The sequence below is a fragment of the Streptococcus acidominimus genome (genome assembly GCF_001921825.1).
Taxonomy (GTDB): domain Bacteria; phylum Bacillota; class Bacilli; order Lactobacillales; family Streptococcaceae; genus Streptococcus; species Streptococcus acidominimus.
In genome coordinates this window covers 1-25,032 of sequence record NZ_MSJL01000026.1, presented here as the reverse complement: position 1 = coordinate 25,032, position 25,032 = coordinate 1, and the positions used below count along the sequence as shown (strand labels likewise).

Here is a 25,032-nt window from a genome sequence, read left to right as displayed (position 1 = left end):
ATGAAAATTATGTTCAAAAAACACTCAAACGCTCTCTTTTTCGGTGCTTCTTTCCTAGCACCTATCCTCATGATCGCTATTATATTAGCGATGAAAGGAATTTGGTGGGGAAGTAAGACAAGCATTTTAGCAAGCGATGCCTTTCACCAATATGTTATTTTTAATCAAGTATTACGAAATACATTGCACGGTGATGGCTCCTTATTTTATACTTTCACCAGTGGATTGGGCTTGAATTTTTATGCTCTCTCCTCCTATTATTTAGGCTCTATCTTATCTCCCTTGGCATATTTTTTCGATTTAAAAAGCATGCCCGACGCCCTCTATCTCTTTACACTTCTGAAATTTGGATTGACAGGACTGTCAACTTACCTTAGTCTCTCTACTATCTATAAAAAATTACAGCCTATACTAGCTCTGCTGTTAGCCACTTCTTTTTCCTTGATGAGTTTTTCGACTAGCCAACTGGAAATCAACACTTGGTTGGATACCTTTATTCTGGTGCCACTTATCCTCCTTGGACTACACCGGATCATCGAAAGAAAAGGAAGGGTGCTCTACTTTGTCAGTCTGACTTTTTTGTTTATTCAGAATTATTATTTTGGCTATATGACAGCCCTATTTTTAACTATCTGGTTCCTTGTTCAGTTATCATGGAATGTTAAAGAAAGAATCGGTTCTCTACTTGACTTTACAGTTGTGTCACTGTTAGCAGGTCTATCCAGCATGATTATGCTCCTGCCTACCTATCTGGATCTAAAAACTCATGGTGAAAAGTTGACACAGATTGTCAACTTGAAAACAGAAAATTCTTGGTACTTGGATCTCTTTGCTAAACAATTGGTTGGAAGTTACGATACGACGAAGTTTGGGGCTATTCCTATGATTTATGTAGGGATTTTTCCTTTACTATTCGCACTTATTTTCTTCACCCTAAAATCGATTAAATGGCAGGTCAAAATCAGCTATGCTCTGCTACTCGCCATTATCATTGCGAGTTTTTATCTCCAACCACTCGATCTATTTTGGCAGGGAATGCACGCGCCAAATATGTTTCTACACCGCTATGCCTGGATTTTTTCACTGACGATCATTTACATGGCTGCTGAAACATTGACACGATTGACAGATCTTCACTTCTACGGGTATTTCTTGCCTCTTCTCCTACTAATTACTGGATTTGGAGCAACATTTTTCTTCCGCGACCATTATGAATTTCTAACTGCTACTCACTTTTTGCTATCCCTTGAATTTTTAATAGCTTACGGAATTCTTTTATTTGCCCTCCGTAAGAAAGGAATGAAAGTAAAGATCTTTTCAGTAGTCAGCCTATCATTTGTACTGTTTGAACTCGGTTTGAATACCAATTACCAGATTGACGGTCTGTCTACTGAGTGGCACTTTCCAAGTCGTGACAATTACGAACAGAACTTGACAGATATTGACACACTTGTAACCTATGCAAAATCAAAGAATCCCGAATTTTATCGCACAGAGCGCCTGTTTCCTCAAACCGGCAATGATAGTATGAAGTACAATTACAACGGGATCTCTCAATTTTCATCCATCCGTAACCGTGCTTCAAGCTCGACGCTGGACAAATTAGGATTCCGTTCTGATGGTACCAATCTTAACTTACGCTATCAAAACAATACTATTCTCGCAGATAGCCTCTTTGCTCTTCGCTACAATCTAGTCGGAGGAGATGTATCGAAATTCGGATTTTCTCCAGTCCATTCGAGTGGTCAATATTTCCTCTATGAAAATGCCTACTCCCTTCCCTTAGCAATCCTAACAGCTGAAGTTTACAAGGATGTAAAGTTTTCTAATCTAACCCTAGATAATCAAAGTAATTTCGTCAATCAACTAGCAGGTCTTGATTTACAGTATTATTACAGCCTAGAACCTGTCAACCTTGAAAATGGAGATAGACTGAATAATCGTATAACCGTTTCTAAAACAGAAGAAGATGAGATTCCTCGCATCAATTATTCATTGTTGGTTCCCGCTAACACACAATTATATGTCAATATTCCCAATATCAGCTTTACAAGTGATAGCAGTAAGAATGTACAATTCACCGTCAATAATGTCACTAAAAACTTTACACTTGATAATACCTTCTCCCTTTTTGATGCGGGATATATTGAAAATGAACAACTTGTAACCTTGACAATGAGTTTCCCCAATAATTCGCAAGTCTCCTTTGATACTCCTCAATTTTATCGCCTCGATACCGCTGCATACCAAGTGGCCATGGATAAACTAAAGGGGCAGGACGTCCATGTAACAACAAAGGGAAATAAGATTTCCATTGATTATAAATCTGATGCAGATGCTTCATTACTATTAACACTTCCCTATGATAAGGGATGGTCTGCAAGTCAAGACGGAAAAGTGTTGCCGATAAAAAAAGCTCAAAATGGCTTCATGAAAATAGATATTCCAAAAGGCAACGGGACGATACGGCTCTCATTTATTCCCCAAGGGTTCGTGATTGGATCTTACTGCTTCATAGCAGGAATCTTACTTTTTGTTCTCTACGATAAGATTCGTAGCAAAAACAAGAAAATATAAGTATTTAGTTTATATTTTGTAATTGAATACGGGCTAAAAGCTCGGAAAAAAGAGCCATAGCTGATTACAGGTATGGCTTCCTTTAAATGTTCTAGCTTTAGCTAGTTACAGCTGTGGCTACCTTTAGGTATAGCCTTCCTTGCTCCAAAGGTATAGTATACCTTTGGAGGTGGAAATAGAGGTTTGCAGAGCAAACTCTCATCTAAAAGTTCTGCGTCAGTCTCCTATTTTTCGATCGCTTTTTTAACGCCCTTTGTATCTTATGTAACTGAACACGGGCTAAACTCTGTGCGAAAAAGAGACATAGCTGTTCCAGTGTTAACTAGTTACAGATACGGATACTCTTGAGTGCGCTTTGAGTTTTTAACGGGCTTTGTATCTTGAAATTGAACTCGGACTAAAAGCTCGGAAAATAGATAAACATTCCTAATTTTCAGTCGCTTTTTTGACGTCCTCGTATCTTACTTGTTCTAACACACCGTGCTTAGCTCGAATTCAGTTGCATCAAGACTAAGGCTCTATCATCTTCAAAGATGGTAGAGCCTTTTTACATGACAAAATAAAAAAATCCCCTAGGCAATAGGGAATGATTTCTACTCCGCCAGTAGGACTCGAACCTACGACATCATGATTAACAGTCATGCGCTACTACCAACTGAGCTATGGCGGATAAAATAGTCCGTACGGGATTCGAACCCGTGTTACCGCCGTGAAAAGGCGGTGTCTTAACCCCTTGACCAACGGACCATTCAAGCACTATCTAGTATAATATAGACCTTGTCCTTTGTCAAGCTCTTTTTTACTTTTTTCTATATCTTGACATTCCGTCTTGTTTACGTTACAATGAAATGGTTATTGAGCGGTTCCATAGCTCAGCTGGATAGAGCATTCGCCTTCTAAGCGAACGGTCGCAGGTTCGAATCCTGCTGGAATCATTAAGCCTAGCTTCTATGCTAGGCTTTTTTCTCTCCATAATTCATAATTGACATATAAAACCGGAATCAGAACATAGGCAAGCGCATACTCGGAAAAGCGTAGGGAAAGAAGTGTTGACAGGATTACTCCAAGGCTAAAACTTCCCAAAATTATCATCGTCTCCTGACCTCTTTTACGAAGGGAATCATCATGCTCCATCCATCCCTTAAACCAGAGATAGGCTGCATTTTTTAGGTTTCCTGTCATCATCACATTCGCATAGGGAGCTCCTCGTAATTTTTGAAAGGTGCCGATCTGGACAGAAGCGACAAAAGCTAGAATAGCCACGATAAAAAAAGGACCTACAACAGGCGAAATCACCACTGCAAGGATGATTAACACAGTCATCAGCAAACTGCTAGCAAAATGCCATAACCACTTATCTTTTTTCAAGCCTTGCTTGATAAGGTAGACAACAAATTGTCCGACTACAAAGAAAAAAATAGGGTTTAGGAAACGAACCACTTGGAATATATCACCTTTTGCTAGATAGTAGGATAACATGATGATATTTCCTGATTGAACACCTGCAAATCGCCCTCCCTGAGTAACGTAGGTAAAAGCATTCAAATAGCCACTAACAAAGGTTAGGGCGACTGCAATTCGTAATCCTTCAAATACTTGATATTGCTTATTTGTTGACATATAACTCCTAGGTTTCACGTGAAACTATTTATGATAAGGACTTCCTTGCTGAATCATAAAAGCGCGATAGATCTGCTCAACCAAGACGAGGCGCATCAATTGGTGAGGGAGGGTGAGAAGTCCAAAACTCATGGATACATTAGCCCGTTTTTTGACTGTTTCGTGCAAGCCCAAACTACCACCGATCACAAAGCTAATGTCTGAATAACCCTTGACCATAGTGTCTGCCAGTAACTGACTAAAATCTTCTGAAGCAAATTGTCGCCCTTCAATGGCTAGGACAATCACATATTCACGTTCAGTTATTTTTGATAAAATCCGTTCCGCCTCTTTTTTTAAAATAGCATCATTTTCAGCGGAACTGGCCTTATCGGGTGTTTTTTCATCGGCTAATTCGATCAGGTCGATTTTTGCAAACCGATTCAAGCGTTTGACGTATTCAGCAATCCCATCTTTCAGGTATTTTTCTTTTAATTTTCCAACTGTTACGATTTTTATTTTCATATTGTTATTGTACCATATTCAGTTCAAATGCAATCGGGAAATGTCCCTTAAATCATGAATCCTAAGATGATCGAATAAAGTTATCCACAACCTGTGATTGCTTTTTTCTAGTTTTAAGTTATAATTAAGAAAATAAGGGTATGATAAACCCAAAATTCGAAAGGATAATCCGTATGAAAAAAGTCTTAAAAGTGGTACTTTTATTGTCAATTGGATTTGTCGGAGGCTTGGCGGGAACACTTGCCGCACCCTTACTTCAGACGAATAAGCAGCCAATCCAAGCTGTTGAAACCAAAAAAGAAAATGAACAGACAACTGTTAGCAAGGTACAGTACAATAATGAAAATTCAACAACATCAGCTGTTGAAAAAGTACAAAATGCAGTGGTCTCTGTGATCAATTATCAAAAACCACGCGATAACGGCTATCGTTCCATTTTAGAAGAAAGTGGCAGTTCAGATGATTTAGCCGTAGCAGGAGAAGGTTCTGGAGTTATTTACAAGAAAACAGACCAATTCGCCTATCTCGTCACCAATACCCACGTAATTGCAGGAGCTGAAAAAATTGATATTCAATTGGCTTCCGGTGAAAAAGTAGAAGGGGAGTTGATTGGTTCAGATACCTATGCCGATATTGCGGTGATTAAAATCGCAGCTGATAAGGTCAAAAACGTTGCTGAATTTGCAGATTCTGACAAGATTAAAGTCGGAGAAACAGCGATTGCTATCGGTAGCCCGCTCGGCAGCATCTATGCCAATACGGTCACTCAAGGAATCGTCTCTAGTCTCAGCCGTACAGTCACTTCAAAATCAGAAGATGGTCAGACAATCTCTACCAATGCCATTCAGACCGATACAGCGATCAACCCTGGAAATTCGGGTGGACCACTGATCAATATTCAAGGACAGGTCATTGGGATTACCTCTAGTAAGATTACTTCTAGCTCCAATTCGGAAGCTGGTGTTGCCGTAGAAGGAATGGGATTTGCGATTCCCGCAAATGATGCAGTCAACATCATCAATCAACTAGAGAAAAATGGAAAGGTCATCCGTCCAGCACTGGGCATTAAAATGGCGAATTTAAGCAATCTTTCTACTACACAACGACAAAAAGCAGGCATTGAAGAAGATAGCTTGAAATCCGGTATCGTGGTTCTTTCTACCCAAAAAGGCTTACCAGCAGATGGTCAATTAGAACAATATGATGTCATCACTAAAGTGGATGGTGAGACAGTAGAAACCATCAGTGATTTACAAAGTGCCCTTTACAAACATACTGTTGGGGATACCATTTCTATTACCTATTCTCGTCAAGGGAAAGAAAAAACAGTTGACATCAAATTAACCAAGTCAACAGAAGATCTCACAAACTAAGCATCACTCACTTTACATCATTGTAAAGTGAGTCTTTTTTTGCTAAGATGGACGTATGGAAGAACTACGTTATATTGCAATTACTGACATCAGCCCAAATCCCTATCAGCCACGAGTTCATTTTGACCCAGAAAAGTTAGAAGAGCTGGCACAATCTATCAGAGAAAATGGTCTAATTCAGCCCTTAATCGTCCGAAAATCAGCCATTATCGGCTACGAATTGCTAGCAGGAGAACGTAGACTACGAGCTAGTCAATTAGCAGGACTGGCGACCGTTCCTGTGGTCGTCAAAGACCTCTCTGATGACGACCTGCTTTCTCAAGCCATTATTGAAAATCTGCAACGCTCTGATCTGAATCCGATTGAAGAAGCAAGCTCCTATCAACGCTTGATTGAAAAAGGCTTAACACATGATGAAATTGCACAAATCATGGGCAAATCACGCCCTTATATCACCAATATTCTGCGCTTACTACAACTGTCTGATCCTGTGATGCAAGCCGTTAGGGAGGGGAAACTATCCCAAGGGCATGCTAGACTACTGATTCCTTATGAAGCAAAAGAACAGGAGCAATGGCTTCGGACCGTTCTAGAAAAAGAGATGAGTGTCCGTGCCCTAGAAGCTACCCTAGCAAGCAAGAAAACCAAAAGTCAGCAGCCTAGTAAAAATATCTTTGTCAAAGAGACAGAAGAAAACATCAGCCAACTCCTAGGAACAAGTGTCCACATTCAACAGAAAAAAAATGGCAGTGGCAGTCTCAACATCTCATTTAAAAACGCCGAAGAATTTGAACGAATTATCCACACCATTATAAACTAGTGTGGAAGAGATTATTCTATAAACAGGATTACTCACATGAAAAACGTCTCTAATCTGCTAGAAATACGAGACTTTCCTTATCTTATTCACAACTTGTGGAAAACTGATATGAACAATGTGGAAAAATAACAAACTTGTGGAAAACTTTCTCCTTTTATGATACACTAATAGAACAACTTAAATCAATAGAGAGGAGAAATAGTGGAGAAGAAGCAAGAATTTTGGAGCCGTGTTCTTCAGCTAGCCAAAGCCAAGCTTAACCAAGGGGCTTATGATTTTTATGTCGAAAGTACCCAATTACTAGATATCTCCTCAAATCGAGCACAGATATTCTTAGACAGCCCTTATAAACAGCTCTTTTGGGATCAAAATCTAAAAGATATTCTCATCACCGCAGGGTTTGAAATTTTCGATAGCCAGATTTCAATTGACTATCAATTTACCACTAACGCTCCTGAAAGAATGACCATCAGTGAGCCAGAACACCAGATACAGACTGTCCGCCAGCAAGAAGAGCACCACTCGCCTCATCCAGATATCAAATCCCAGTATACTTTTGCGAATTTTGTCCAAGGAATCAATAATCAGATGGCAAAGGCAGGGGCTTTAGGAGTAGCTGATAATCCCGGCATTTTCTATAATCCTCTCTTTATCTATGGAGGGCCTGGTTTAGGAAAAACGCATCTCCTAAATGCCATTGGAAATAAGGCGTTAGAAAATAATCCAAATGCCCGTATCAAGTATGTTTCAACAGAAACCTTCATCAATGATTTCCTAGAGCATCTTCGCTTAAATAAGATGGAGCAATTCAAAGAAATCTATCGGAATTTAGATTTTCTGCTCATTGATGACATTCAATTTCTACGAAATAAGGCATCTACCCAAGAAGAATTTTTCCATACCTTTAATGCCCTTCACGATAAAAACAAGCAGATTGTCTTAACCAGTGACCGCAATCCGGACTATCTGGATAATCTGGAAGAGCGGATCGTCACGCGCTTTAAATGGGGACTAACAACGGATATTACACCGCCGGATTTAGAAACGCGGATCGCCATTTTGCGCAATAAATGTGAAGAGTATCCTTATGATTTTACAGACGACACACTCTCTTATCTGGCAGGCCAATTTGATTCCAATGTCCGTGACCTAGAGGGGGCCTTAAAAGATATTCATCTACTAGCTAGTGTTAAGAATCTGACTGAAATTACGGTTGACGTCGCAGCAGAAGCGATTCGGGCTCGAAAACAGACCAGCCCTGTCAATACAGTTATTGCGATTGAGACCATTCAGCATGAAGTGGGGACATTTTACGGGGTCAGCCTCAAGGAAATCAAGGGGGCAAAACGTGTTCAACATATTGTCCATGCTAGACAGGTTGCCATGTACCTTGCACGTGAGATGACCGATAACTCTCTGCCCAAGATCGGAAAAGAATTTGGCAATCGCGATCATACAACAGTCATGCACGCGCATAATAAAATTAAAAATATGTTGGCAGATGATGAAAATCTCGAAATCGAACTGACCACCATTAAAAATAATATTCGGCGTTGAGGATAACTTGGGCAAAAAATCCACAGTTTTCCACAGGCTATTCACATGGAATAAATCTAGGAAATACAAGGTGTCAGCCTATTTTCCACAGAATACACAGAACCTACTATTACTACTAATCTTATAATCTATAAATAAAGGAGAATCCATGATTCAATTTTCAATTAATAAAACCGTATTTTTACAAGCTCTGACCATTACCAAGCGAGCTATCAGTAGTAAGAATGCCATTCCTATTTTGTCTACTGTAAAAATGGAAGTCTCTACTGAAGGAATCACCCTAACAGGTTCAAACGGTCAAATTTCGATTGAAAACTTTATCTCTATTCAAGACGAAAATGCTGGCTTGTTGATTTCCTCACCAGGATCTATCTTATTAGAGGCATCTTTCTTTATTAACGTTGTTTCAAGCCTGCCAGATATTGTCTTGGATGTCCGTGAAATCGAGCAACAACAAATCGTTTTAACCAGTGGTAAATCAGAAATTACCTTGAAAGGAAAAGAAGCAGAACAATATCCTCGCCTGCAAGAAGTTTCCACTACTGAACCCCTTATTCTAAAAACGAGCGTCTTGAAAGAGACCATTAACGAAACAGCCTTTGCTGCTTCGACCCAGGAAAGTCGTCCAATCTTGACCGGTGTTCACTTTGTCCTAACAGAAAATAAATATTTAAAAACTGTCGCGACAGACTCTCACCGCATGAGCCAACGGAAATTAACCTTGGATAAATCTGGGGATAACTTTAGCGTGGTGATCCCGAGCCGTTCGCTCCGTGAATTTGTCACTGTTTTTACTGATGACATTGAAACAGTAGAGGTATTCTTCTCGAATAACCAAATGCTCTTTAGAAGTGAGCATATTAGCTTCTACACTCGCTTACTGGAAGGAACCTATCCGGATACGGATCGTCTCATCCCAACTGAATTTAATACAAGAGCTGTTTTTGATACAGCAAAATTACGTCAAGCTATGGAGCGGGCTCGTTTGCTCTCAAATGCGACCCAAAACGGTACAGTAAAATTAGAAATTACAGGCGGGCAAATATCTGCCCATGTTCACTCACCAGAAGTTGGTCGGGTCAATGAAGAATTGGATACACTTGAAGTGGTCGGGGAAGACTTGATCATTAGCTTTAATCCAACCTACCTCATTGATGCTTTAAAAGCAACCAATAGTGAGCAAATTAAACTCAGCTTTATTTCACCCGTTCGTCCATTTACTCTTGTGCCAAATACGGACGAGATCGACTTTATCCAATTGATTACACCTGTTCGTACAAATTAGTTTTTATAGAGTATTAGAAATGAAACAGAGGCTGGGACCAAAAAGTCCTAGCCTCTTAATTGTCTTTTGGGAGTAGTTCTACCTTTGTATTCACTTCCTAGGCTATTGTTGATTTTTATAGAGTATGAGTATTAGGCTTTTGTCCCATACCCTTTTATGTTATACTAGGGTGACCATGAAAATGATTAAGGATAGGGATATGATTGTATACATCTTAGCGAATCCACTAGCGGGAAACGGGCAGGCTTTCGCAATCATTAAAGACATTCAGAAGACTTATCCACAAGTGCGGATAGAAAGTTATCTGACGCAAAGGAGAGATGATGAATACAGGCAAGTAAAAGAGATTTTGTCTGTCTTTCAGGAAAATTCTGACAGATTTTTGATTTTAGGTGGTGATGGCACCTTGTCTAAGGTGTTATCCGTTTGGCCGCGAGAGATTCCTTTTGCCTATTATCCAACCGGTTCAGGAAATGATTTTGCGCGTGCTACGGGGGTTAAAGACTGGAGACAGGTCATGGAGCACTTATTGGAGACAGCACCTGTGCCAATTTGTGTATTGGAAGTCCCAGATGGCGTGGTGGTCAATAGTCTTGATATTGGCTACCCAGCGCGTGTCATTGCACATTCAGAAAAATCTGCTGTTAAAAGATGGTTCAATCGGTTAAAAATCGGTAAGCTCACCTATATTTTCTTTGGGATTTTTGGGCTAGTGAATGCCTCACAGCTATCAGCCCTTGTCAAAACCAATGATCAGACAAGGGAACTGGAGCATCTCTTTTTCCTCTCCATTGCCAACAATACCTATTTTGGTGGTGGGATTATGATTTGGCCAGAAGCTCATATCACTAAGCCTCAAATGGATCTGGTGTATGTATCAGCGATTTCTATGAGCCAGCGTATTACGGCATTGTTAGACTTGATCTTGAAACGCCATAAGAGGTCTTCAGTGCTACATCATGTGACAGCAGAGAGAGTTTGTCTGCGCTTGCCACATGAAACGGTTGCTCAGGTAGATGGAGAATTACAGACAATTACAGAAGTAGCGATTACCTGTCAAACCCGCTATTACTATCTTGGAAAGGAATAATGATGTACGAATTAGGAAGTATCGTAGAGATGAAAAAACCTCATGCTTGTGTCATCAAATCAACCGGTAAAAAGGCAAATGCCTGGGAAGTCCTGCGCCTAGGGGCAGATATTAAAATCCGCTGCACCAATTGCAATCATCTGGTTATGATGGGGCGCCATGATTTTGACTATAAACTGAAAAAGATTATCTCGCAACCAGAAAAAGCTTAATTTTACGGTATTTTGAGCCTTTCTGCAACCCTTAGTTGCGCCTAGAAGTGCTGGTTTTTGTTGGTCAAAGAGAGTATCATCAAGAAAAAAGAGAAGGATGTGAAATGATGTCACAATTTTCGACACAACTTAGAGCCATACGTGTTGCCAAAAATCTCTCTCAAGATGCCTTGGCGGAGCAACTGTTTATTTCCCGCCAGTCTATCTCAAAATGGGAAAATGAAGATGCTACACCGGATCTGGAAAATTTGGTGAGGTTGGCAGAAGTTCTGGACGTTAGTCTAGATAAGTTGCTGCTGGGGAAAGAAACTGAAAAAGTAGTCTTTATAAAGGCAGATAATGATAAAGACGAGAGAACAGCTGTTTGGCAGCTCTTAGTATATTATTGGTGGTTACTTTTTCCTATCGGAGGATTTTTATTATGGTTTATCAAAGGTCTTGTAGACATTTTTAAATAGGCTTGTTATGAACAAGCTTTTTTTTTACTTTTCTGCTATAATAGGTGTGATTGAAATTTGAATGGAGAATAAGAGATGGCTTTAACAGCAGGTATCGTTGGCTTGCCAAACGTTGGAAAATCAACCCTATTTAATGCGATTACAAAAGCAGGAGCAGAGGCGGCAAACTACCCTTTTGCAACGATTGATCCCAATGTGGGAATGGTGGAAGTACCGGATGAGCGTTTGCAAAAATTAACGGAGTTGATTACCCCTAAAAAAACAGTTCCAACAACCTTTGAATTTACAGATATTGCAGGAATTGTCAAGGGAGCTTCTAAAGGGGAAGGGCTTGGAAATAAATTTTTGGCCAATATCCGTGAAGTAGACGCGATTGTCCATGTTGTCCGTGCCTTTGATGATGAAAATGTGATGCGGGAACAAGGACGTGAGTCAGCTTTTGTTGACCCAATGGCTGATATTGAAACGATTAACTTAGAATTGATTTTGGCTGACTTGGAGAGTGTTAACAAACGTTATGCCCGTGTTGAAAAAATGGCTCGCACTCAAAAAGATAAGGATTCAGTTGCAGAATTTACTGTCTTGCAGAAAATCAAACCTGTCTTAGAAGATGGAAAATCTGCTCGTACGATTGACTTTACAGAAGAAGAACAAAAAGTTGTAAAAGGCCTCTTTCTCCTTACAACAAAACCAGTTCTTTACGTGGCAAATGTCAGCGAAGATGAAGTCGCAGATCCAGATAGTATTGACTATGTACAGCAAATCCGTGAGTTTGCAGCGACAGAAAATGCAGAAGTCGTCGTCATTTCAGCGCGTGCCGAAGAAGAAATTTCTGAATTAGACGAAGCAGATAAGGCTGAATTTTTAGAAGCAATGGGTTTGACAGAGTCAGGTGTTGATCAGCTGACACGGGCAGCCTATCACTTACTCGGCTTAGGCACCTACTTTACTGCCGGTGAAAAAGAGGTGCGAGCTTGGACCTTTAAACGCGGTATCAAGGCACCACAGGCGGCTGGAATTATCCACTCAGACTTTGAAAAAGGCTTTATTCGTGCTGTGACCATGTCTTATGATGACTTGATGACCTACGGCAGCGAAAAAGCTGTCAAGGAAGCAGGGCGTCTGCGTGAGGAAGGAAAAGAGTATATCGTCCAAGACGGCGATATTATGGAGTTCCGCTTTAATGTATAAAGCGTGTTGAGAATAATAAAAAGGTTGGAGACAATTTTCCAGCCGTTTTAGTGTTTTGAAGGAGATGTCATGACAAAATTGATTGTAGGCTTGGGGAATCCTGGAGATCGCTATGAGGAGACCAAGCACAATGTTGGGTTTATGTTTATCGATCGAATTGCCAAAAAAGAAAATCTATCCTTTAGCCATGATAAGATTTTTCAAGCAGATATTGCGACAACCTTTATCAATAGTGAAAAAATCTATCTGGTCAAACCCACGACTTTTATGAATGAATCAGGAAAGGCTGTCCGTGCCCTCCTGACTTACTATGGACTTACCAAGGAAGATCTGGTCGTTATTTATGATGATTTGGATATGGCGGTCGGGAAGGTGCGTTTCCGTCAGAAAGGATCAGCAGGTGGTCACAATGGTATTAAAAGTATCATCAAACATCTTGGTAGTCAGGAATTTGAACGCATAAAAATTGGAATTGGTCGACCAAAGAATGGGATGACGGTTGTTCAGCATGTCTTGTCTCATTTTGATAAAGAAGATCGTATTGAGATTGAATTGACCTTGGAAAAACTTGACGACTTTGTCAAGGTTTATTTACAGGAAAATGACGCCGAAAAGATAATGAGAAAGTATAATAACTAGGATGAATATTCTTGAATTAATCAATCGTAATAAGCAAATTGATAGATGGCAGACTAGCTTAACCAAATCTGCTCGTCAACTGATCATGGGACTTTCTGGGACTATGAAGGCACTTGTCATGGCATCTGCCTTTGATAGTTTAGATGAAAAGTATCTGATTGTTACACCGACACAGAATGAAGCTGAAAAACTAAGTCAGGAACTCGCTAATATCTTGGGCAGTGATCATGTTTACAACTTTTTTACAGATGATAATCCTGTTGCAGAATTTCTCTTTGCTTCAAATGACCGTACCCAGTCCCGTTTAGAGAGTCTCAATTTTCTGATAGACAAGGAGAAAACAGGCATTGTCATAGCTAGTATGGCAGCTTGTCGGGTCTTGCTACCGAGTCCAAAGTCCTACCAGAAAGCGATGATAGAGCTTGCAGTTGGGGAAGAAATCGAAGTTGACAAACTTGTAAAGTTCTTGCAGCAAATCGGCTATAAAAAGGTTTCTCGTGTTTTAAATGCAGGCGAATTTAGTCAACGTGGAGATATTCTGGACATTGTTGAAATGACTAGCGGCTCTCCTTATCGCCTCGAATTTTTTGGAGATGAGATTGACAGTATTCGCCAGTTTGATATGGAAAGTCAACTCTCCATTGAAAATGTAGATAGTGTCTTGATCCGACCGGCTTCAGAGATGCTGGTATTTTCGGACGACTTTTTACGCGCTGAAAAGAAGTTGACAGATAGTTTACAGAAATTACAAGAATCGGAACAGATTTCCTATATCGAAGAAGTTCTCTCGGATGTCAGACAGTCCTACCGTCATCCAGATATTCGGAAATTTCTTTCCTATTTTTATGAAAAAGAATGGACCTTATTGGATTATCTGCCTGCTGGTGTGCCTATATTTTTTGATGACTTCCATAAGGTAGTTGACGCTCATGCACGTTTTGATAAGGAATGTGCTGAACTATTGACACAGGATTTACAGAATGCTAAATCATTGTCAAGCTTGAATTACTTTGCTTCGGTCTATCAATCCTTTAGAGCTTACAAACCTGCCACCTATTTTTCAGTCTTTCAAAAGGGATTAGGTAATCTGAAATTTGATGAGCTGTACCAATTTAATCAGCATTCTATGCAGGAATTTTTTAATCAGCTTCCCTTATTACAGGACGAATTGAGGCACTATGCCAAGTCCCAGTATACAGTCATCATTCAGGCAGAATCAGAATCTTCTTTACAACGTTTACAGAAAACGTTACAGGAGTATGGGAGAGACTTACCAGTTGTTCAAGCTCATCAGCTACAAATCGGTCAACAGCAGGTGACACTAGGTCAACTATCAACAGGTTTTCATTTCCTAGATGAAAAGATTGCCCTGATCACAGAGCATGAGATTTTCCATAAAAGGATTAAGCGAAAAGTTCGCCGAAGAAATAGTTCAAATGCCGAGCGCTTAAAAGATTATAGTGAGCTGGCTGTCGGGGATTATGTGGTTCATTCTATCCATGGTATTGGTCAGTATCTGGGGATTGAAACGATCGAAGTATCAGGTATCCATCGTGATTATTTGAGCATTCAATATCAAAATCATGACCGCATCTCTTTGCCGGTAGAGCAAATTGATGTGCTATCCAAGTATCTAGCGTCAGATGGTAAAAGGCCTAAACTCAGTAACTTAAACGATGGTCGTTTCCAACGAACCAAGAAAAAGGTCGCGAAGCAGGTCGAAGATATTGCAGATGATTTGATTCGTCTCTATGCCGAGCGTAGTCAATTAAAAGGGTTTGCCTTTTCACCTGATGATAAAAATCAAGCAGACTTTGATCAGCATTTTGCCTATGTGGAAACAGAAGACCAGCTCCGCTCTATTCAGGAAGTTAAAAAGGATATGGAAAAGGCTTCGCCAATGGATCGTTTGCTGGTAGGAGATGTTGGCTTTGGTAAGACGGAGGTTGCTATGCGTGCTGCTTTTAAGGCAGTCAATGACGGCAAGCAAGTTGCAATCCTAGTTCCGACAACTGTCTTGGCACAGCAGCATTTTGCCAATTTCCAAAGTCGTTTTGCAGAATTTCCTGTCAATGTTGATGTCATGAGTCGCTTCAAGACCAAGGTTGAGCAAGAAATGACACTTGAAAAACTAAAAAAAGGTCAGGTGGATATTATTATCGGAACTCATCGCCTGCTCTCAAAAGATGTCGAATTTGCCGACTTAGGTCTGTTAGTCATTGATGAGGAGCAACGATTTGGTGTCAAGCATAAGGAGCGCTTGAAAGAATTAAAAACGAAAATAGATGTACTAACCTTGACAGCAACGCCTATTCCAAGAACCCTACAAATGTCCATGCTAGGCATTCGTGATTTGTCAATCATTGAAACACCACCGACCAATCGTTATCCTGTTCAGACCTATGTGTTAGAAGTTAATCCGTCGATTATCCGCGATGCAATCTTGCGGGAAATGGATAGGGGTGGACAGGTTTACTATCTTTACAATAAGGTTGACACTATTGAACAAAAAGTTTCTGAATTACGTGAATTAGTACCAGAAGCAGAGATTGGCTATGCCCATGGTCAGATGTCGGAAATTCAATTGGAAAATACGCTGTTAGCCTTTATTGAAGGTGAATACGACGTATTAGTGACGACGACGATTATTGAAACAGGGGTCGATATTCCAAATGCCAATACCCTCTTTATTGAAAAAGCAGACCGTATGGGCTTGTCAACCCTCTATCAACTAAGAGGGCGTGTCGGTCGTTCCAATCGGATTGCTTATGCCTACCTGATGTACCAGCCAGACAAGAGTCTGACAGAGGTTGCTGAAAAGCGTCTTGAAGCGATTAAGGGATTCACAGAGCTGGGGTCTGGCTTTAAAATTGCTATGCAGGACTTATCCATCCGAGGAGCAGGGAATATTTTAGGCGCAGCCCAGAGTGGCTTTATCGATTCTGTCGGCTATGAACTCTATTCTAAACTATTGGAAGCTGCCATTCTTGAAAAACAGGGTAAACAGGCTAAACGCGATAAAAGCAATGCAGAAATCAATCTAGCTATCAATGCCTATTTGCCGAGCGACTATATTGATGATCAGCGTCAAAAAATTGAGATTTATAAACGCATCAAGCAGATTGACAATCGCACAGATTATGAAGAATTGCAAAATGAGTTAATGGATCGATTTGGGGAATACCCAGATGAGGTTGCCTATCTTCTTGAAATTGGGCTGTTGAAATCCTATTTTGATAACGTATTTGTTAAAAAGGTGGAGCGCAAACGAAATCAAGTGATGGTCAGTTTTGAAGAAATATCTGGTCAAATCTTTCTGATGCAGGATTACTTTGAAGCCCTATCTGCGACAGCTTTGAAAGCGAGTATTTCGGAAAACAAGGGACAGGTAGAAGTGATGTTCACTACTAGCCAGAAAAAAGACTATGAAATCATCGAAGAACTTTTTCATTTCGCTGAAAAAATGGTTGAAATAAAAGGACGGAATCGAATAGATTAGTTTGATGCAGGAGACTGAGACGTAGGGAGTGAAAGGACCATACCAAAGTCATTCAAACGACTATACAGTTTTAAAACCCAGCAAAAAGTGATACAATAGAAAAACGAGGTAAAAACATGAGACTAGATAAGTATTTAAAAGTGTCCCGAATTATCAAGCGTCGTACCGTTGCAAAAGAAGTAGCGGATAAGGGAAGAATCAAGGTAAATGGTATTTTAGCCAAATCATCAACGGACTTAAAAGAAAATGACCAGATTGAAATTCGGTTTGGAAACAAGTTGCTGATTGTCAAAGTGCTTGAAATGAAAGATAGTACCAAAAAAGAAGATGCGCTCAGCATGTATGAGATTATCAGCGAAACAAGGATTGAAGCAGATGAAAAAATCTAACGTTCTCCAAATCAATAACCAATACATCCAGGAAGAATTGCAAAAAAGTCAGGCTTACCGTCAGGAGAAAAAGCAGAAAAATCGCTTTATGGGTTCCATCTTAATTTTGGTTGTCTTTCTATTTGTCTTACCAACCTATAATTTGGTTGACAGTTACCAAAACCTACAAAAACGAGAGCAGCAATTGAGCGATTTGCAGGCCGAGTACAAAGAGTTGGAAAAGCAGCAAAGAATTGAATCTTCCTTGGTAAAAAAACTAGAAGATGAAGAATATGTAACCAAGTATATTCGAGCGAAACTTCAATATTCAAAGGATGGGGAATTTATTTATAATATCCCAGGATTATTACCACGATGACAGAAACTATTGTAGAAATTGTAGAAAAATTTTTAGCCTATTCTGATGAAAAATTGGAAGAACTGGCTGAAAAGAATCAAGCCTTAAAATTAGAAAGTAAAGATAGACACGAGTAGGAAGGAGGGAACATGAAAAAATACTTATTATGTCTGATTAGTCCAGTGTTCTTGGCAGCTGCACCGGTTGGAAGTACAGAAATTCCATTTGAACTGTCGGATCAAATGAACTATCAGTTGAATTATAAAGAGTATAGTACAGATTTTAAAACCCTTCCTTCTAATCCGAATGTTTATGAAGAAGTTGACAGTTACCTTGACAAAGAATTGACAACTCCTTTCAAAAAAATCAAGCCAAATCAATCCTTTTCGATCATTGCTGTTGATGTCAATAGTCAGAATCAATTGGTCTTCCAATTACAGGATAAGGGATATGTAATAGCAGATCAGACGCGTATCTATGATGATATTATCCTGACACGTCAAGACGTTTCAAAAAAGGCTTGGCTCAAGAAAAATGTTACTCTATACAGCAGTCCGATCGCTAATCAAGCCAAGAAATTAAGATTGGATCTCAAGCCTTACCAAGAAGTAACAGTATCAGAAGTTGCTGAAACTCCTCTCGGTTTTTTTGCGAAAATTGATTCTGGAGCTTGGGTTAATCTCAATGATTTATCTGAATCGGATAACCGTATCGAAGCTGTTCAGGATTTATTGATGGCAAAATACCAATCAAAGGATATAGCTGTCTATGTCAAGAAGTTGTTAACGGGAGAGACAGCAGGTGTCAACCAAGAGAACATGATGTATGCAGCGAGTGTGACGAAACTTCCTACATTATACTACGTTCAGGAAAATATCAATCATAAGAATATTAGCTTGACAGATAGTGTAAAGTACGTCAAAGAAACAGAGGATTTTGACGGGGCCTACGAACCTGAGGGAAGTGGTTCTCTTGATAAGACACCAGACAATCAGAAGTATAGAATTGATGATTTAATCAATCATACGGCTAAGGAATCAGATAATGTGGCAAGCAATCTCCTCGGCTATTACGCAGCTGATAAGTTCGACAAGCAGTTCTACCAAGAAACAACCAGAATTGTGGGGCGAAAGTGGGATATGGTATCGCGCATGGCTTCTGCTGAAATGGCAGGTTTGATGATGGAGGCGATCTATCGTCAAGATGGCTATGTGCTAGAAAGCCTTTCTGCTACCAATTTTGATGACCAGCGGATTGCAAGGGATATAGATGTCAAGGTTGCCCACAAAATTGGTGACGCCTATGATTTCAAGCATGATGTGGCTATTGTCTATGCCAAAGAACCGTTTGTTCTGTCGATCTTTACAGATCATAAGACCTATGACGATATTTCACAGATTGCAAATGACGTATATGGAATTTTAAAATAATGGAAGAAAAATTTTTAAAAGTGGCACAAAAAAGTCACTTTTTTGATAAGCATGAGGCAGTTCTTATCGCAGTTTCTGGTGGGAAAGATTCGATGAATCTACTGCATCTCCTCTATCACTATCAAGATATCCTCGGCATCCGAATTGGTGTTGCTCATGTCAATCATCAGCAGCGACAAGAAGCGCTTGTAGAAGAAGCCTACATCAAAGAATGGACGCATAAACGGGGACTTCCTTGCTATGTTTCTTATTTTAAAGGAAGATTTTCTGAAGAAGCAGCTCGTAGGATGCGGTATCATTTTTTTGCAGAAGTGATGGAGAAGCACCAGTATACGGCCTTGGTCACAGCTCATCATGCTGATGATCAGGCAGAAACGATTTTGATGCGTTTGATTCGAGGAAGTCGCTTAGCCCACTTGGTAGGAATGAAGCCTGTTCAACCCTTTGCAAGAGGAGAATTGATCCGTCCCCTCCTATCTTTTCGGAAGAATGAACTGATGGATATAACTCACTTTGAAGATGAAAGCAATGATTCTCCAGCTTATTTTAGAAATCGTATCCGCAATGACTATCTTCCTTTACTCACTAATGAAAATCCCCAATTGGTATCTGCCTTATTACATCTGGGAAAAGAGTCAGACTATCTTCATCAGGCTTTTAGGGAATTGACCAGCCATATTGACATACAGAATCTGTCTGAATTTCAAGCACAGACAGCTGCTGTTCGGTATTTTTTGTTGCAACAGTATCTGGAAGAATTTCCAGAACTGCATCTGACACGGGAGCAATTTCAACAGATACTGGGGATTCTTGAAACCAAGGCCAATTATCAACACTATTTAAAAGAAGGCTACTACCTTATAAAAGATTATCAGACTTTTGCTATTACAAAAATACAACCTAAGACGGATAGGCAAGAAGAGCAATACGTGATAGAATCAGAAGACGCTTTTCAATATGGTCAATTCATTTTTTCATTAAATGTACCACTGGATCAACCAGATCAGGTTCTCTATCTTCAAGCGAAGCAGCCGATTATCCTGCGGAGGAGAAAGGCTGGCGACAGCATCTTACTTCATTCAGTCAATAAGAAGATACGGCGGTATTTTATTGATCAAAAAATCCCTCAAATATTGAGAGATGAGGCTGTTGTGATTGAACAGGCTGGAAAAATTTATGGAATTGCGAATATGGTTGCCAGTGATTTGAGTAAATCAATAAAAAATGATATAATCAAAGCTACATTATATATAAAAATGAAAGCGTGAATGGAGCATGTTGGAAAAAGATATCAAAAAGGTCCTTATTTCAGAAGAAGAAATTGTTGCAAAAAGCAAGGAATTAGGGAAGATTTTAACAGAAGATTATGCTGGGAAAAACCCTTTATTGGTCGGTATTTTAAAAGGTTCTATTCCTTTTATGGCAGAACTTGTAAAACATATCGACACTTATATCGAAATGGACTTTATGGTTGTATCTAGCTACCATGGGGGTACTGAAAGTAGTGGTACCGTCAAAATTATCAAGGACTTGGATACAGACGTTGCAGGTCGTGATGTCCTCCTTATCGAAGATATTATTGACACAGGGCGTACGTTGAAAAAATTGAAGGAATTATTTGCTTTACGCCAAGCAGCTTCTATTAAAATTGCTACCCTCCTTGATAAACCAGAAGGTCGTGTAGTAGAGATTGAATCAGACTATACTTGCTTTACCATTCCTAATGAATTTGTTGTAGGATTTGGTCTAGATTATGATGAAAATTACCGCAATATTCCTTATGTAGGAGTATTGAAAGAGGAAGTTTATTCAAATTAGAAAAAGGTTACTATATTATTTATGAATAATCAAAACAATAAAGGATTTATCCGAAATCCTTTTCTCCTTATTTTAATTATTGCTACTTTAGTTACAGCTTATCAATTTTTTAAAGCAGGTAGTCAAGTTTCAACTCATGAGATTAGCTATTCACAAGTTGTGACAGAATTGAAAGACGGTAACGTGACAGATGTTACCTATCAACCAAATGGTAGTGTCGTTGAAATTTCAGGAACCTATAAAAATCCAAAAGTTGCAGAAAGCAAGGTTGCAGAATCCATTAAGTTGTTCCAAATTTCTGATAAGACGAGCTATCAAAAATTTACCTCTACCATGTTGCCTGCTGATGCAGCAATAGAGGATTTACAGACATTGGCTAAGGAACATGATGTAAAAGTAACGGTAAAGCCAGAAAGTTCCAATAGCTTATGGCTAACCATTTTCATTAATATTTTCCCCTTGATTCTCTTTGGTATTTTCTTTATCATGATGATGAACCAAGGTGGAGGTGGTGCACGAGGTGCCATGAACTTTGGTCGCAACAAGGCAAAGGCATTGGAAAAGAGCAATGTGAAAGTTCGTTTTTCTGATGTAGCTGGCGCAGAGGAGGAAAAGCAAGAATTAGTAGAAGTTGTTGAATTTTTGAAAGATCCAAAACGCTTCACTAAATTAGGGGCGCGCATCCCCGCTGGTGTACTTCTTGAGGGGCCTCCGGGAACAGGTAAAACGCTTCTTGCAAAAGCTGTTGCTGGAGAAGCAGGAGTCCCATTCTTTAGTATCTCTGGTTCTGACTTTGTAGAAATGTTTGTTGGGGTCGGTGCTAGTCGGGTTCGTTCACTCTTTGAAGATGCTAAAAAAGCAGCCCCAGCCATTATCTTTATTGATGAAATTGATGCTGTTGGTCGCCAGCGTGGTGTCGGCATGGGTGGCGGAAATGATGAACGCGAGCAAACTCTTAACCAACTTTTGATTGAAATGGACGGTTTTGCTGGAAATGAAGGAATTATCGTGATTGCAGCAACCAACCGTAGTGATGTCTTAGACCCAGCCCTTCTTCGTCCAGGACGTTTTGACCGCAAAGTCTTAGTTGGCCGACCAGATGTAAAAGGTCGCGAAGCTATTTTGAAAGTTCATGCTAAAAACAAACCGTTGGCGGATGATGTTGATTTGAAATTAGTTGCGCAGCAAACACCAGGCTTTGTTGGTGCGGATCTAGAAAATGTCTTGAATGAAGCAGCTCTTGTGGCAGCTCGTCAGAACAAAGCGGCGATTGATGCTTCTGATATTGATGAAGCAGAAGATCGTGTCATTGCGGGTCCGTCTAAGAAGGATCGTCAGATTTCAAAACGTGAACGGGAAATGGTGGCCTATCATGAAGCAGGGCATACTATCGTAGGACTTGTTCTTTCAAATGCACGTGAGGTTCATAAAGTAACCATTGTTCCTCGTGGTCGTGCAGGTGGCTATATGATTGCTTTGCCAAAAGAAGATCAAATGCTTCTATCTAAGGAAGATATGAAAGAGCAGTTGGCAGGACTTATGGGTGGTCGCGTGGCAGAAGAAATTATTTTCAATGCTCAAACGACTGGAGCAGCCAATGACTTTGAACAAGCAACTCAGATGGCACGGGCGATGGTTGCGGAATATGGAATGAGTGACAAGATGGGACCAATGCAGTATGAAGGAAATCATGCAATGTTTGGTGGCTATACTACTCAAAAACATATTTCAGAGCAAACTGCTTATGAATTGGATAATGAAGTTCGCAATTTATTGAATGAGGCGCGTGATAGAGCGGCTGAAATCATCCAATCAAATCGCGAAACGCATAAACTGATTGCAGAAGCCCTGTTGAAATATGAAACATTGGACAGCGTTCAAATCAAATCACTCTATGAGACGGGTCAAATGCCAACAGATTCTGAACACCATGATGAAGATGATGTCCATCCGCTTTCATACGATGAAATAAAAGAAAAAATGCAAGATGATAAATAGGAAATGAAATGGGGACTAGTCAAGATTTCAAAGTCTTGATTGTCCTTACTTCCTCATTTCTAGGTTCAGCGATCAATGGTCACTTTCTTGACTGATTGATAGTTGCATCAAATTGTAATATGTAAGGAGGTCGGACACTTTTGTTCGGACCTTTTTTCTTTCCACCTATTGAAAATTAAAGCAACATATATCATGAAATTATAGTTAAAAAATAAAATTTTAAAAAAGTGTAAAAAGTACTTGACAAAATAAATCGGGGGGGGGTTATAATGATTACATGCAGGGAAGCTTGCAAAAATCAATAAAGAATATTATAAAGGAGATATAGAACAATGAAGAAAGTTTTATATACGACATTAGCTGGTGTAGCACTTTTGGGTGCAGTTGCACCTTTGGCAACAACCGTATCTGCTTATGATAATGTTACACAAGGTGTGGCAAATGCAGGTAAAGTGGGTTCAAAAGAATATGCTGCTGCTCTTGGTGAACTTCAAGTCCTTGAAAATCATTTTACTCAAGCAGGTCAAAATAAAGTAGGAGCAGAAATTTCACTTGAACGTGCACAAGCTGCATTGGTTGCTGCGCAAGCTGACTATCAAGCGAAAGTTGATGCTGCTAAAAACGCACTTGATACTGTTCGTGCAGAACGTGCGAATGCAATGGCAATTGCAACTTCTGCTACAGGCGGACCTTCTTTTACTTACAATGGAACACCAGTAGTATTTACTGGAGAAGTGGCATCAGCTCGTGTAGAACTTGTAGAAGCTACATTTAATCCAGCAGAAATTGCTGCTGAAGCTGCCTTTAATGCTGCAGTAGCAGCTACTGAAGCAGTAGAAGCTGCAAAAGCTAGTGTTGCAACTGAAGAAGCTAATGTTGCTAATGCAACAGCTGCCTACAATGATGCTCGCGCTGCATATGAAGCACAATTTGCAAAAGTAGAAGCACTCTACAATACCTTCCGTGCAAATGACCCTAATGCTGCCGCTGAGGTTGAAGCACCTAAAAAAGCTGAAGAAAATTCTTCTAATACGCAAAACTCAACTGGAACTGCTTCAGATAAAGGAACAAGTGCTCCTAAATCTGTAAAAGTTGTAGATACAGCTAAGGGAGAAAAAACATTACCAAAAACAAGTGCTGTAAAGTAATCGCGAAAGCGAAAAAGTATCACTAGAGTCGCTTGGCTCTAGTGTATTTTTATGGAGGAAAGGTATCATGAGAAAGAAAAGCGCTCAAACCAAAAAATGGATAGGAATAGGAGCAAGCCTATTTGTTGCTCTGCTTGCAGTATTTTTTACACTCACATTCTTCAATAGGCAAGAGGAAAGTCGACAGGTTAGTCCAAGCATTAGTTCAAGCATTCGTCAGACATCATCAACTGCTGCTCCTTATCAAGTATCAATAGAAGAAAAAGAATATCTGACACAGCGTTTTGCTCCATTTTTGGAAGTTAATGCGGAGACAATTGCCTACGTATATGCGCCAGGAACGAAATTAGATGAACCAGTTGTGCAGACGACAGATAATGCGACTTACTTAGATAAAACCTTTGATGGCAATCATGAACCATACATGGGGACTGTTTTCATGGATACTGATAATAGAAAAGATTTCCAAGATCAACTGACTTGGTTGTTTGGGCATGCACGAGGTAGTCAGGTTCCAGATAATCGTATGTTTAATGATGTGAATTTTTACGATGACCAACATTATTTTGATACTCATCCTTATGTCGTTATTGAGACACCTGAACGTAAATATTACTATGAAGCAGCATTTTTAATCATTGTCCCAGAAAATACCGCCTTTTATAGAACGAAATTTGCAAGTAATGATGAATTTAAAGCACAGTTGGAAGCAGTCTCAAAGGATGCAGCGACTAGAAATAGTACGATAAAGATTAACGCTGACGATAGATACTTGGTCTTATCTACTTGTCGAGAAGAGGATGAGACGATTCGTTCAAACCTCTATCTTCGTCAAATTCCCGATAAAGAATTGATAGAGTTTTTAGCAAATCACGGCAATGATTTGGGATATGTCGCTACTAGATAATCATCCCAATCATGCAACCATTTTACAGCCGTTGAAAAAAGAAAGAAAAAATTAAAAAATTTCAAAAAAAGTTGAAAAAGTTATTGACAAAGATTAGTTGAGGTGATATACTGATATAGTTGTCGCTTGAGAGAGCGGACAAGACCTTTGAAAATTAAAGAAGACGAACCAAACGTGCAG

At 39.7% G+C, this 25,032-nt stretch carries 22 protein-coding genes and 3 tRNA genes; 21 read left to right on the top strand and 4 right to left on the bottom strand.

Annotated features, from left to right (window positions below; translation table 11 throughout):
* Complete coding sequence (locus BU200_RS06545; protein WP_075099413.1) at positions 1 to 2,577, top strand: YfhO family protein; 2,577 nt, start codon at positions 1 to 3, stop codon at positions 2,575 to 2,577.
* 596 nt (positions 2,578 to 3,173) lie between these two features.
* Here BU200_RS06545 and BU200_RS06540 read toward each other — a convergent pair.
* Both BU200_RS06540 and BU200_RS06535 read right to left on the bottom strand, forming a co-directional pair.
* A tRNA-Asn gene (locus tag BU200_RS06540) sits at positions 3,174 to 3,247 on the bottom strand.
* Between the two features lie 5 nt (positions 3,248 to 3,252).
* A tRNA-Glu gene (locus tag BU200_RS06535) sits at positions 3,253 to 3,324 on the bottom strand.
* Positions 3,325 to 3,438: 114 nt separating this feature from the next.
* Here BU200_RS06535 and BU200_RS06530 point away from each other — a divergent pair.
* Positions 3,439 to 3,512, top strand: a tRNA-Arg gene (locus BU200_RS06530).
* A gap of 13 nt (positions 3,513 to 3,525) precedes the next feature.
* Here BU200_RS06530 and BU200_RS06525 read toward each other — a convergent pair.
* Complete coding sequence (locus tag BU200_RS06525) at positions 3,526 to 4,197, bottom strand: YoaK family protein (RefSeq protein ID WP_075099412.1); 672 nt, start codon at positions 4,195 to 4,197, stop codon at positions 3,526 to 3,528.
* A gap of 24 nt (positions 4,198 to 4,221) precedes the next feature.
* On the bottom strand, positions 4,222 to 4,701 hold the full coding sequence (rlmH, locus tag BU200_RS06520) for a 23S rRNA (pseudouridine(1915)-N(3))-methyltransferase RlmH (RefSeq protein ID WP_075099411.1): 480 nt from the start codon (positions 4,699 to 4,701) through the stop codon (positions 4,222 to 4,224).
* Positions 4,702 to 4,874: 173 nt separating this feature from the next.
* On the opposite strand from rlmH, the gene BU200_RS06515 reads away from it, so the two are divergent.
* From BU200_RS06515 to srtB, 19 genes are all read left to right on the top strand, one after another.
* Positions 4,875 to 6,074, top strand: a complete 1,200-nt coding sequence (locus BU200_RS06515) for a S1C family serine protease (protein WP_089503556.1) — start codon at positions 4,875 to 4,877, stop codon at positions 6,072 to 6,074.
* Positions 6,075 to 6,129: 55 nt separating this feature from the next.
* Complete coding sequence (locus BU200_RS06510; protein WP_075099409.1) at positions 6,130 to 6,894, top strand: ParB/RepB/Spo0J family partition protein; 765 nt, start codon at positions 6,130 to 6,132, stop codon at positions 6,892 to 6,894.
* Between the two features lie 201 nt (positions 6,895 to 7,095).
* Positions 7,096 to 8,451 (top strand): chromosomal replication initiator protein DnaA, encoded by a 1,356-nt coding sequence (gene dnaA / locus BU200_RS06505; RefSeq protein WP_075099408.1) that lies wholly within the window; start codon positions 7,096 to 7,098, stop codon positions 8,449 to 8,451.
* Between the two features lie 148 nt (positions 8,452 to 8,599).
* Positions 8,600 to 9,736, top strand: coding sequence for a DNA polymerase III subunit beta (dnaN, locus tag BU200_RS06500; RefSeq protein ID WP_075099407.1), 1,137 nt, complete (start codon positions 8,600 to 8,602; stop codon positions 9,734 to 9,736).
* 175 nt (positions 9,737 to 9,911) lie between these two features.
* The gene (locus tag BU200_RS06495; protein WP_158015115.1) at positions 9,912 to 10,826 is read left to right on the top strand and encodes a diacylglycerol/lipid kinase family protein; all 915 of its coding nucleotides are present in this window, start codon (positions 9,912 to 9,914) and stop codon (positions 10,824 to 10,826) included.
* A gap of 2 nt (positions 10,827 to 10,828) precedes the next feature.
* Positions 10,829 to 11,038 (top strand): DUF951 domain-containing protein, encoded by a 210-nt coding sequence (locus BU200_RS06490; RefSeq protein ID WP_075099405.1) that lies wholly within the window; start codon positions 10,829 to 10,831, stop codon positions 11,036 to 11,038.
* Between the two features lie 107 nt (positions 11,039 to 11,145).
* Positions 11,146 to 11,496 carry a helix-turn-helix domain-containing protein gene (locus BU200_RS06485; protein WP_075099419.1) on the top strand — a complete coding sequence of 117 codons (351 nt, stop codon included), beginning with the start codon at positions 11,146 to 11,148 and terminating at the stop codon, positions 11,494 to 11,496.
* A gap of 75 nt (positions 11,497 to 11,571) precedes the next feature.
* Positions 11,572 to 12,687 carry a redox-regulated ATPase YchF gene (gene ychF / locus BU200_RS06480; protein WP_075099404.1) on the top strand — a complete coding sequence of 372 codons (1,116 nt, stop codon included), beginning with the start codon at positions 11,572 to 11,574 and terminating at the stop codon, positions 12,685 to 12,687.
* A 69-nt stretch (positions 12,688 to 12,756) separates the two neighbouring features.
* Positions 12,757 to 13,326, top strand: coding sequence for an aminoacyl-tRNA hydrolase (gene pth, locus BU200_RS06475; RefSeq protein WP_075099403.1), 570 nt, complete (start codon positions 12,757 to 12,759; stop codon positions 13,324 to 13,326).
* 1 nt (position 13,327) lies between these two features.
* Positions 13,328 to 16,825, top strand: coding sequence for a transcription-repair coupling factor (mfd, locus tag BU200_RS06470; RefSeq protein ID WP_075099402.1), 3,498 nt, complete (start codon positions 13,328 to 13,330; stop codon positions 16,823 to 16,825).
* Positions 16,826 to 16,941: 116 nt separating this feature from the next.
* Positions 16,942 to 17,214, top strand: coding sequence for an RNA-binding S4 domain-containing protein (locus BU200_RS06465; protein WP_075099401.1), 273 nt, complete (start codon positions 16,942 to 16,944; stop codon positions 17,212 to 17,214).
* Positions 17,201 to 17,572, top strand: coding sequence for an FtsB family cell division protein (locus tag BU200_RS06460; RefSeq protein ID WP_075099400.1), 372 nt, complete (start codon positions 17,201 to 17,203; stop codon positions 17,570 to 17,572). Before BU200_RS06465 ends, BU200_RS06460 begins: the two co-directional genes overlap by 14 nt.
* Positions 17,569 to 17,688, top strand: coding sequence for an SP_0009 family protein (locus tag BU200_RS06455; protein ID WP_075099399.1), 120 nt, complete (start codon positions 17,569 to 17,571; stop codon positions 17,686 to 17,688). The genes BU200_RS06460 and BU200_RS06455 overlap by 4 nt, the downstream gene beginning before the upstream one ends.
* A 12-nt stretch (positions 17,689 to 17,700) precedes the next feature.
* Complete coding sequence (locus BU200_RS06450) at positions 17,701 to 18,981, top strand: serine hydrolase (protein ID WP_075099398.1); 1,281 nt, start codon at positions 17,701 to 17,703, stop codon at positions 18,979 to 18,981.
* Positions 18,981 to 20,249 (top strand): tRNA lysidine(34) synthetase TilS, encoded by a 1,269-nt coding sequence (gene tilS, locus BU200_RS06445; RefSeq protein WP_075099397.1) that lies wholly within the window; start codon positions 18,981 to 18,983, stop codon positions 20,247 to 20,249. The genes BU200_RS06450 and tilS overlap by 1 nt, the downstream gene beginning before the upstream one ends.
* Positions 20,250 to 20,256: 7 nt before the next feature.
* Positions 20,257 to 20,799 carry a hypoxanthine phosphoribosyltransferase gene (gene hpt / locus BU200_RS06440; protein WP_075099396.1) on the top strand — a complete coding sequence of 181 codons (543 nt, stop codon included), beginning with the start codon at positions 20,257 to 20,259 and terminating at the stop codon, positions 20,797 to 20,799.
* A gap of 21 nt (positions 20,800 to 20,820) precedes the next feature.
* On the top strand, positions 20,821 to 22,797 hold the full coding sequence (ftsH, locus tag BU200_RS06435) for an ATP-dependent zinc metalloprotease FtsH (RefSeq protein ID WP_075099395.1): 1,977 nt from the start codon (positions 20,821 to 20,823) through the stop codon (positions 22,795 to 22,797).
* A gap of 332 nt (positions 22,798 to 23,129) precedes the next feature.
* Entirely contained in the window at positions 23,130 to 23,945 is an 816-nt protein-coding gene (locus BU200_RS06430; protein WP_075099394.1) for a hypothetical protein, read from the top strand.
* 67 nt (positions 23,946 to 24,012) lie between these two features.
* Complete coding sequence (gene srtB / locus BU200_RS06425) at positions 24,013 to 24,852, top strand: class B sortase, LPKTxAVK-specific (RefSeq protein WP_075099393.1); 840 nt, start codon at positions 24,013 to 24,015, stop codon at positions 24,850 to 24,852.
* Positions 24,853 to 25,032: the final 180 nt, after the last annotated feature.

Bases quoted from the DNA above. Each gene is read 5' to 3' on its own strand.
- BU200_RS06545 (WP_075099413.1), top strand. From the start codon at position 1: ATGAAAATTATGTTCAAAAAACACTCAAACGCTCTCTTTTTCGGTGCT.
- BU200_RS06525 (WP_075099412.1), bottom strand. From the start codon at position 4,197: ATGTCAACAAATAAGCAATATCAAGTATTTGAAGGATTACGAATTGCA.
- rlmH (WP_075099411.1), bottom strand. From the start codon at position 4,701: ATGAAAATAAAAATCGTAACAGTTGGAAAATTAAAAGAAAAATACCTG.
- BU200_RS06515 (WP_089503556.1), top strand. From the start codon at position 4,875: ATGAAAAAAGTCTTAAAAGTGGTACTTTTATTGTCAATTGGATTTGTC.
- BU200_RS06510 (WP_075099409.1), top strand. From the start codon at position 6,130: ATGGAAGAACTACGTTATATTGCAATTACTGACATCAGCCCAAATCCC.
- dnaN (WP_075099407.1), top strand. From the start codon at position 8,600: ATGATTCAATTTTCAATTAATAAAACCGTATTTTTACAAGCTCTGACC.
- BU200_RS06495 (WP_158015115.1), top strand. From the start codon at position 9,912: ATGAAAATGATTAAGGATAGGGATATGATTGTATACATCTTAGCGAAT.
- BU200_RS06490 (WP_075099405.1), top strand. From the start codon at position 10,829: ATGTACGAATTAGGAAGTATCGTAGAGATGAAAAAACCTCATGCTTGT.
- BU200_RS06485 (WP_075099419.1), top strand. From the start codon at position 11,146: ATGTCACAATTTTCGACACAACTTAGAGCCATACGTGTTGCCAAAAAT.
- ychF (WP_075099404.1), top strand. From the start codon at position 11,572: ATGGCTTTAACAGCAGGTATCGTTGGCTTGCCAAACGTTGGAAAATCA.
- pth (WP_075099403.1), top strand. From the start codon at position 12,757: ATGACAAAATTGATTGTAGGCTTGGGGAATCCTGGAGATCGCTATGAG.
- mfd (WP_075099402.1), top strand. From the start codon at position 13,328: ATGAATATTCTTGAATTAATCAATCGTAATAAGCAAATTGATAGATGG.
- BU200_RS06465 (WP_075099401.1), top strand. From the start codon at position 16,942: ATGAGACTAGATAAGTATTTAAAAGTGTCCCGAATTATCAAGCGTCGT.
- BU200_RS06460 (WP_075099400.1), top strand. From the start codon at position 17,201: ATGAAAAAATCTAACGTTCTCCAAATCAATAACCAATACATCCAGGAA.
- BU200_RS06455 (WP_075099399.1), top strand. From the start codon at position 17,569: ATGACAGAAACTATTGTAGAAATTGTAGAAAAATTTTTAGCCTATTCT.
- BU200_RS06450 (WP_075099398.1), top strand. From the start codon at position 17,701: ATGAAAAAATACTTATTATGTCTGATTAGTCCAGTGTTCTTGGCAGCT.
- tilS (WP_075099397.1), top strand. From the start codon at position 18,981: ATGGAAGAAAAATTTTTAAAAGTGGCACAAAAAAGTCACTTTTTTGAT.
- hpt (WP_075099396.1), top strand. From the start codon at position 20,257: ATGTTGGAAAAAGATATCAAAAAGGTCCTTATTTCAGAAGAAGAAATT.
- ftsH (WP_075099395.1), top strand. From the start codon at position 20,821: ATGAATAATCAAAACAATAAAGGATTTATCCGAAATCCTTTTCTCCTT.
- BU200_RS06430 (WP_075099394.1), top strand. From the start codon at position 23,130: ATGAAGAAAGTTTTATATACGACATTAGCTGGTGTAGCACTTTTGGGT.
- srtB (WP_075099393.1), top strand. From the start codon at position 24,013: ATGAGAAAGAAAAGCGCTCAAACCAAAAAATGGATAGGAATAGGAGCA.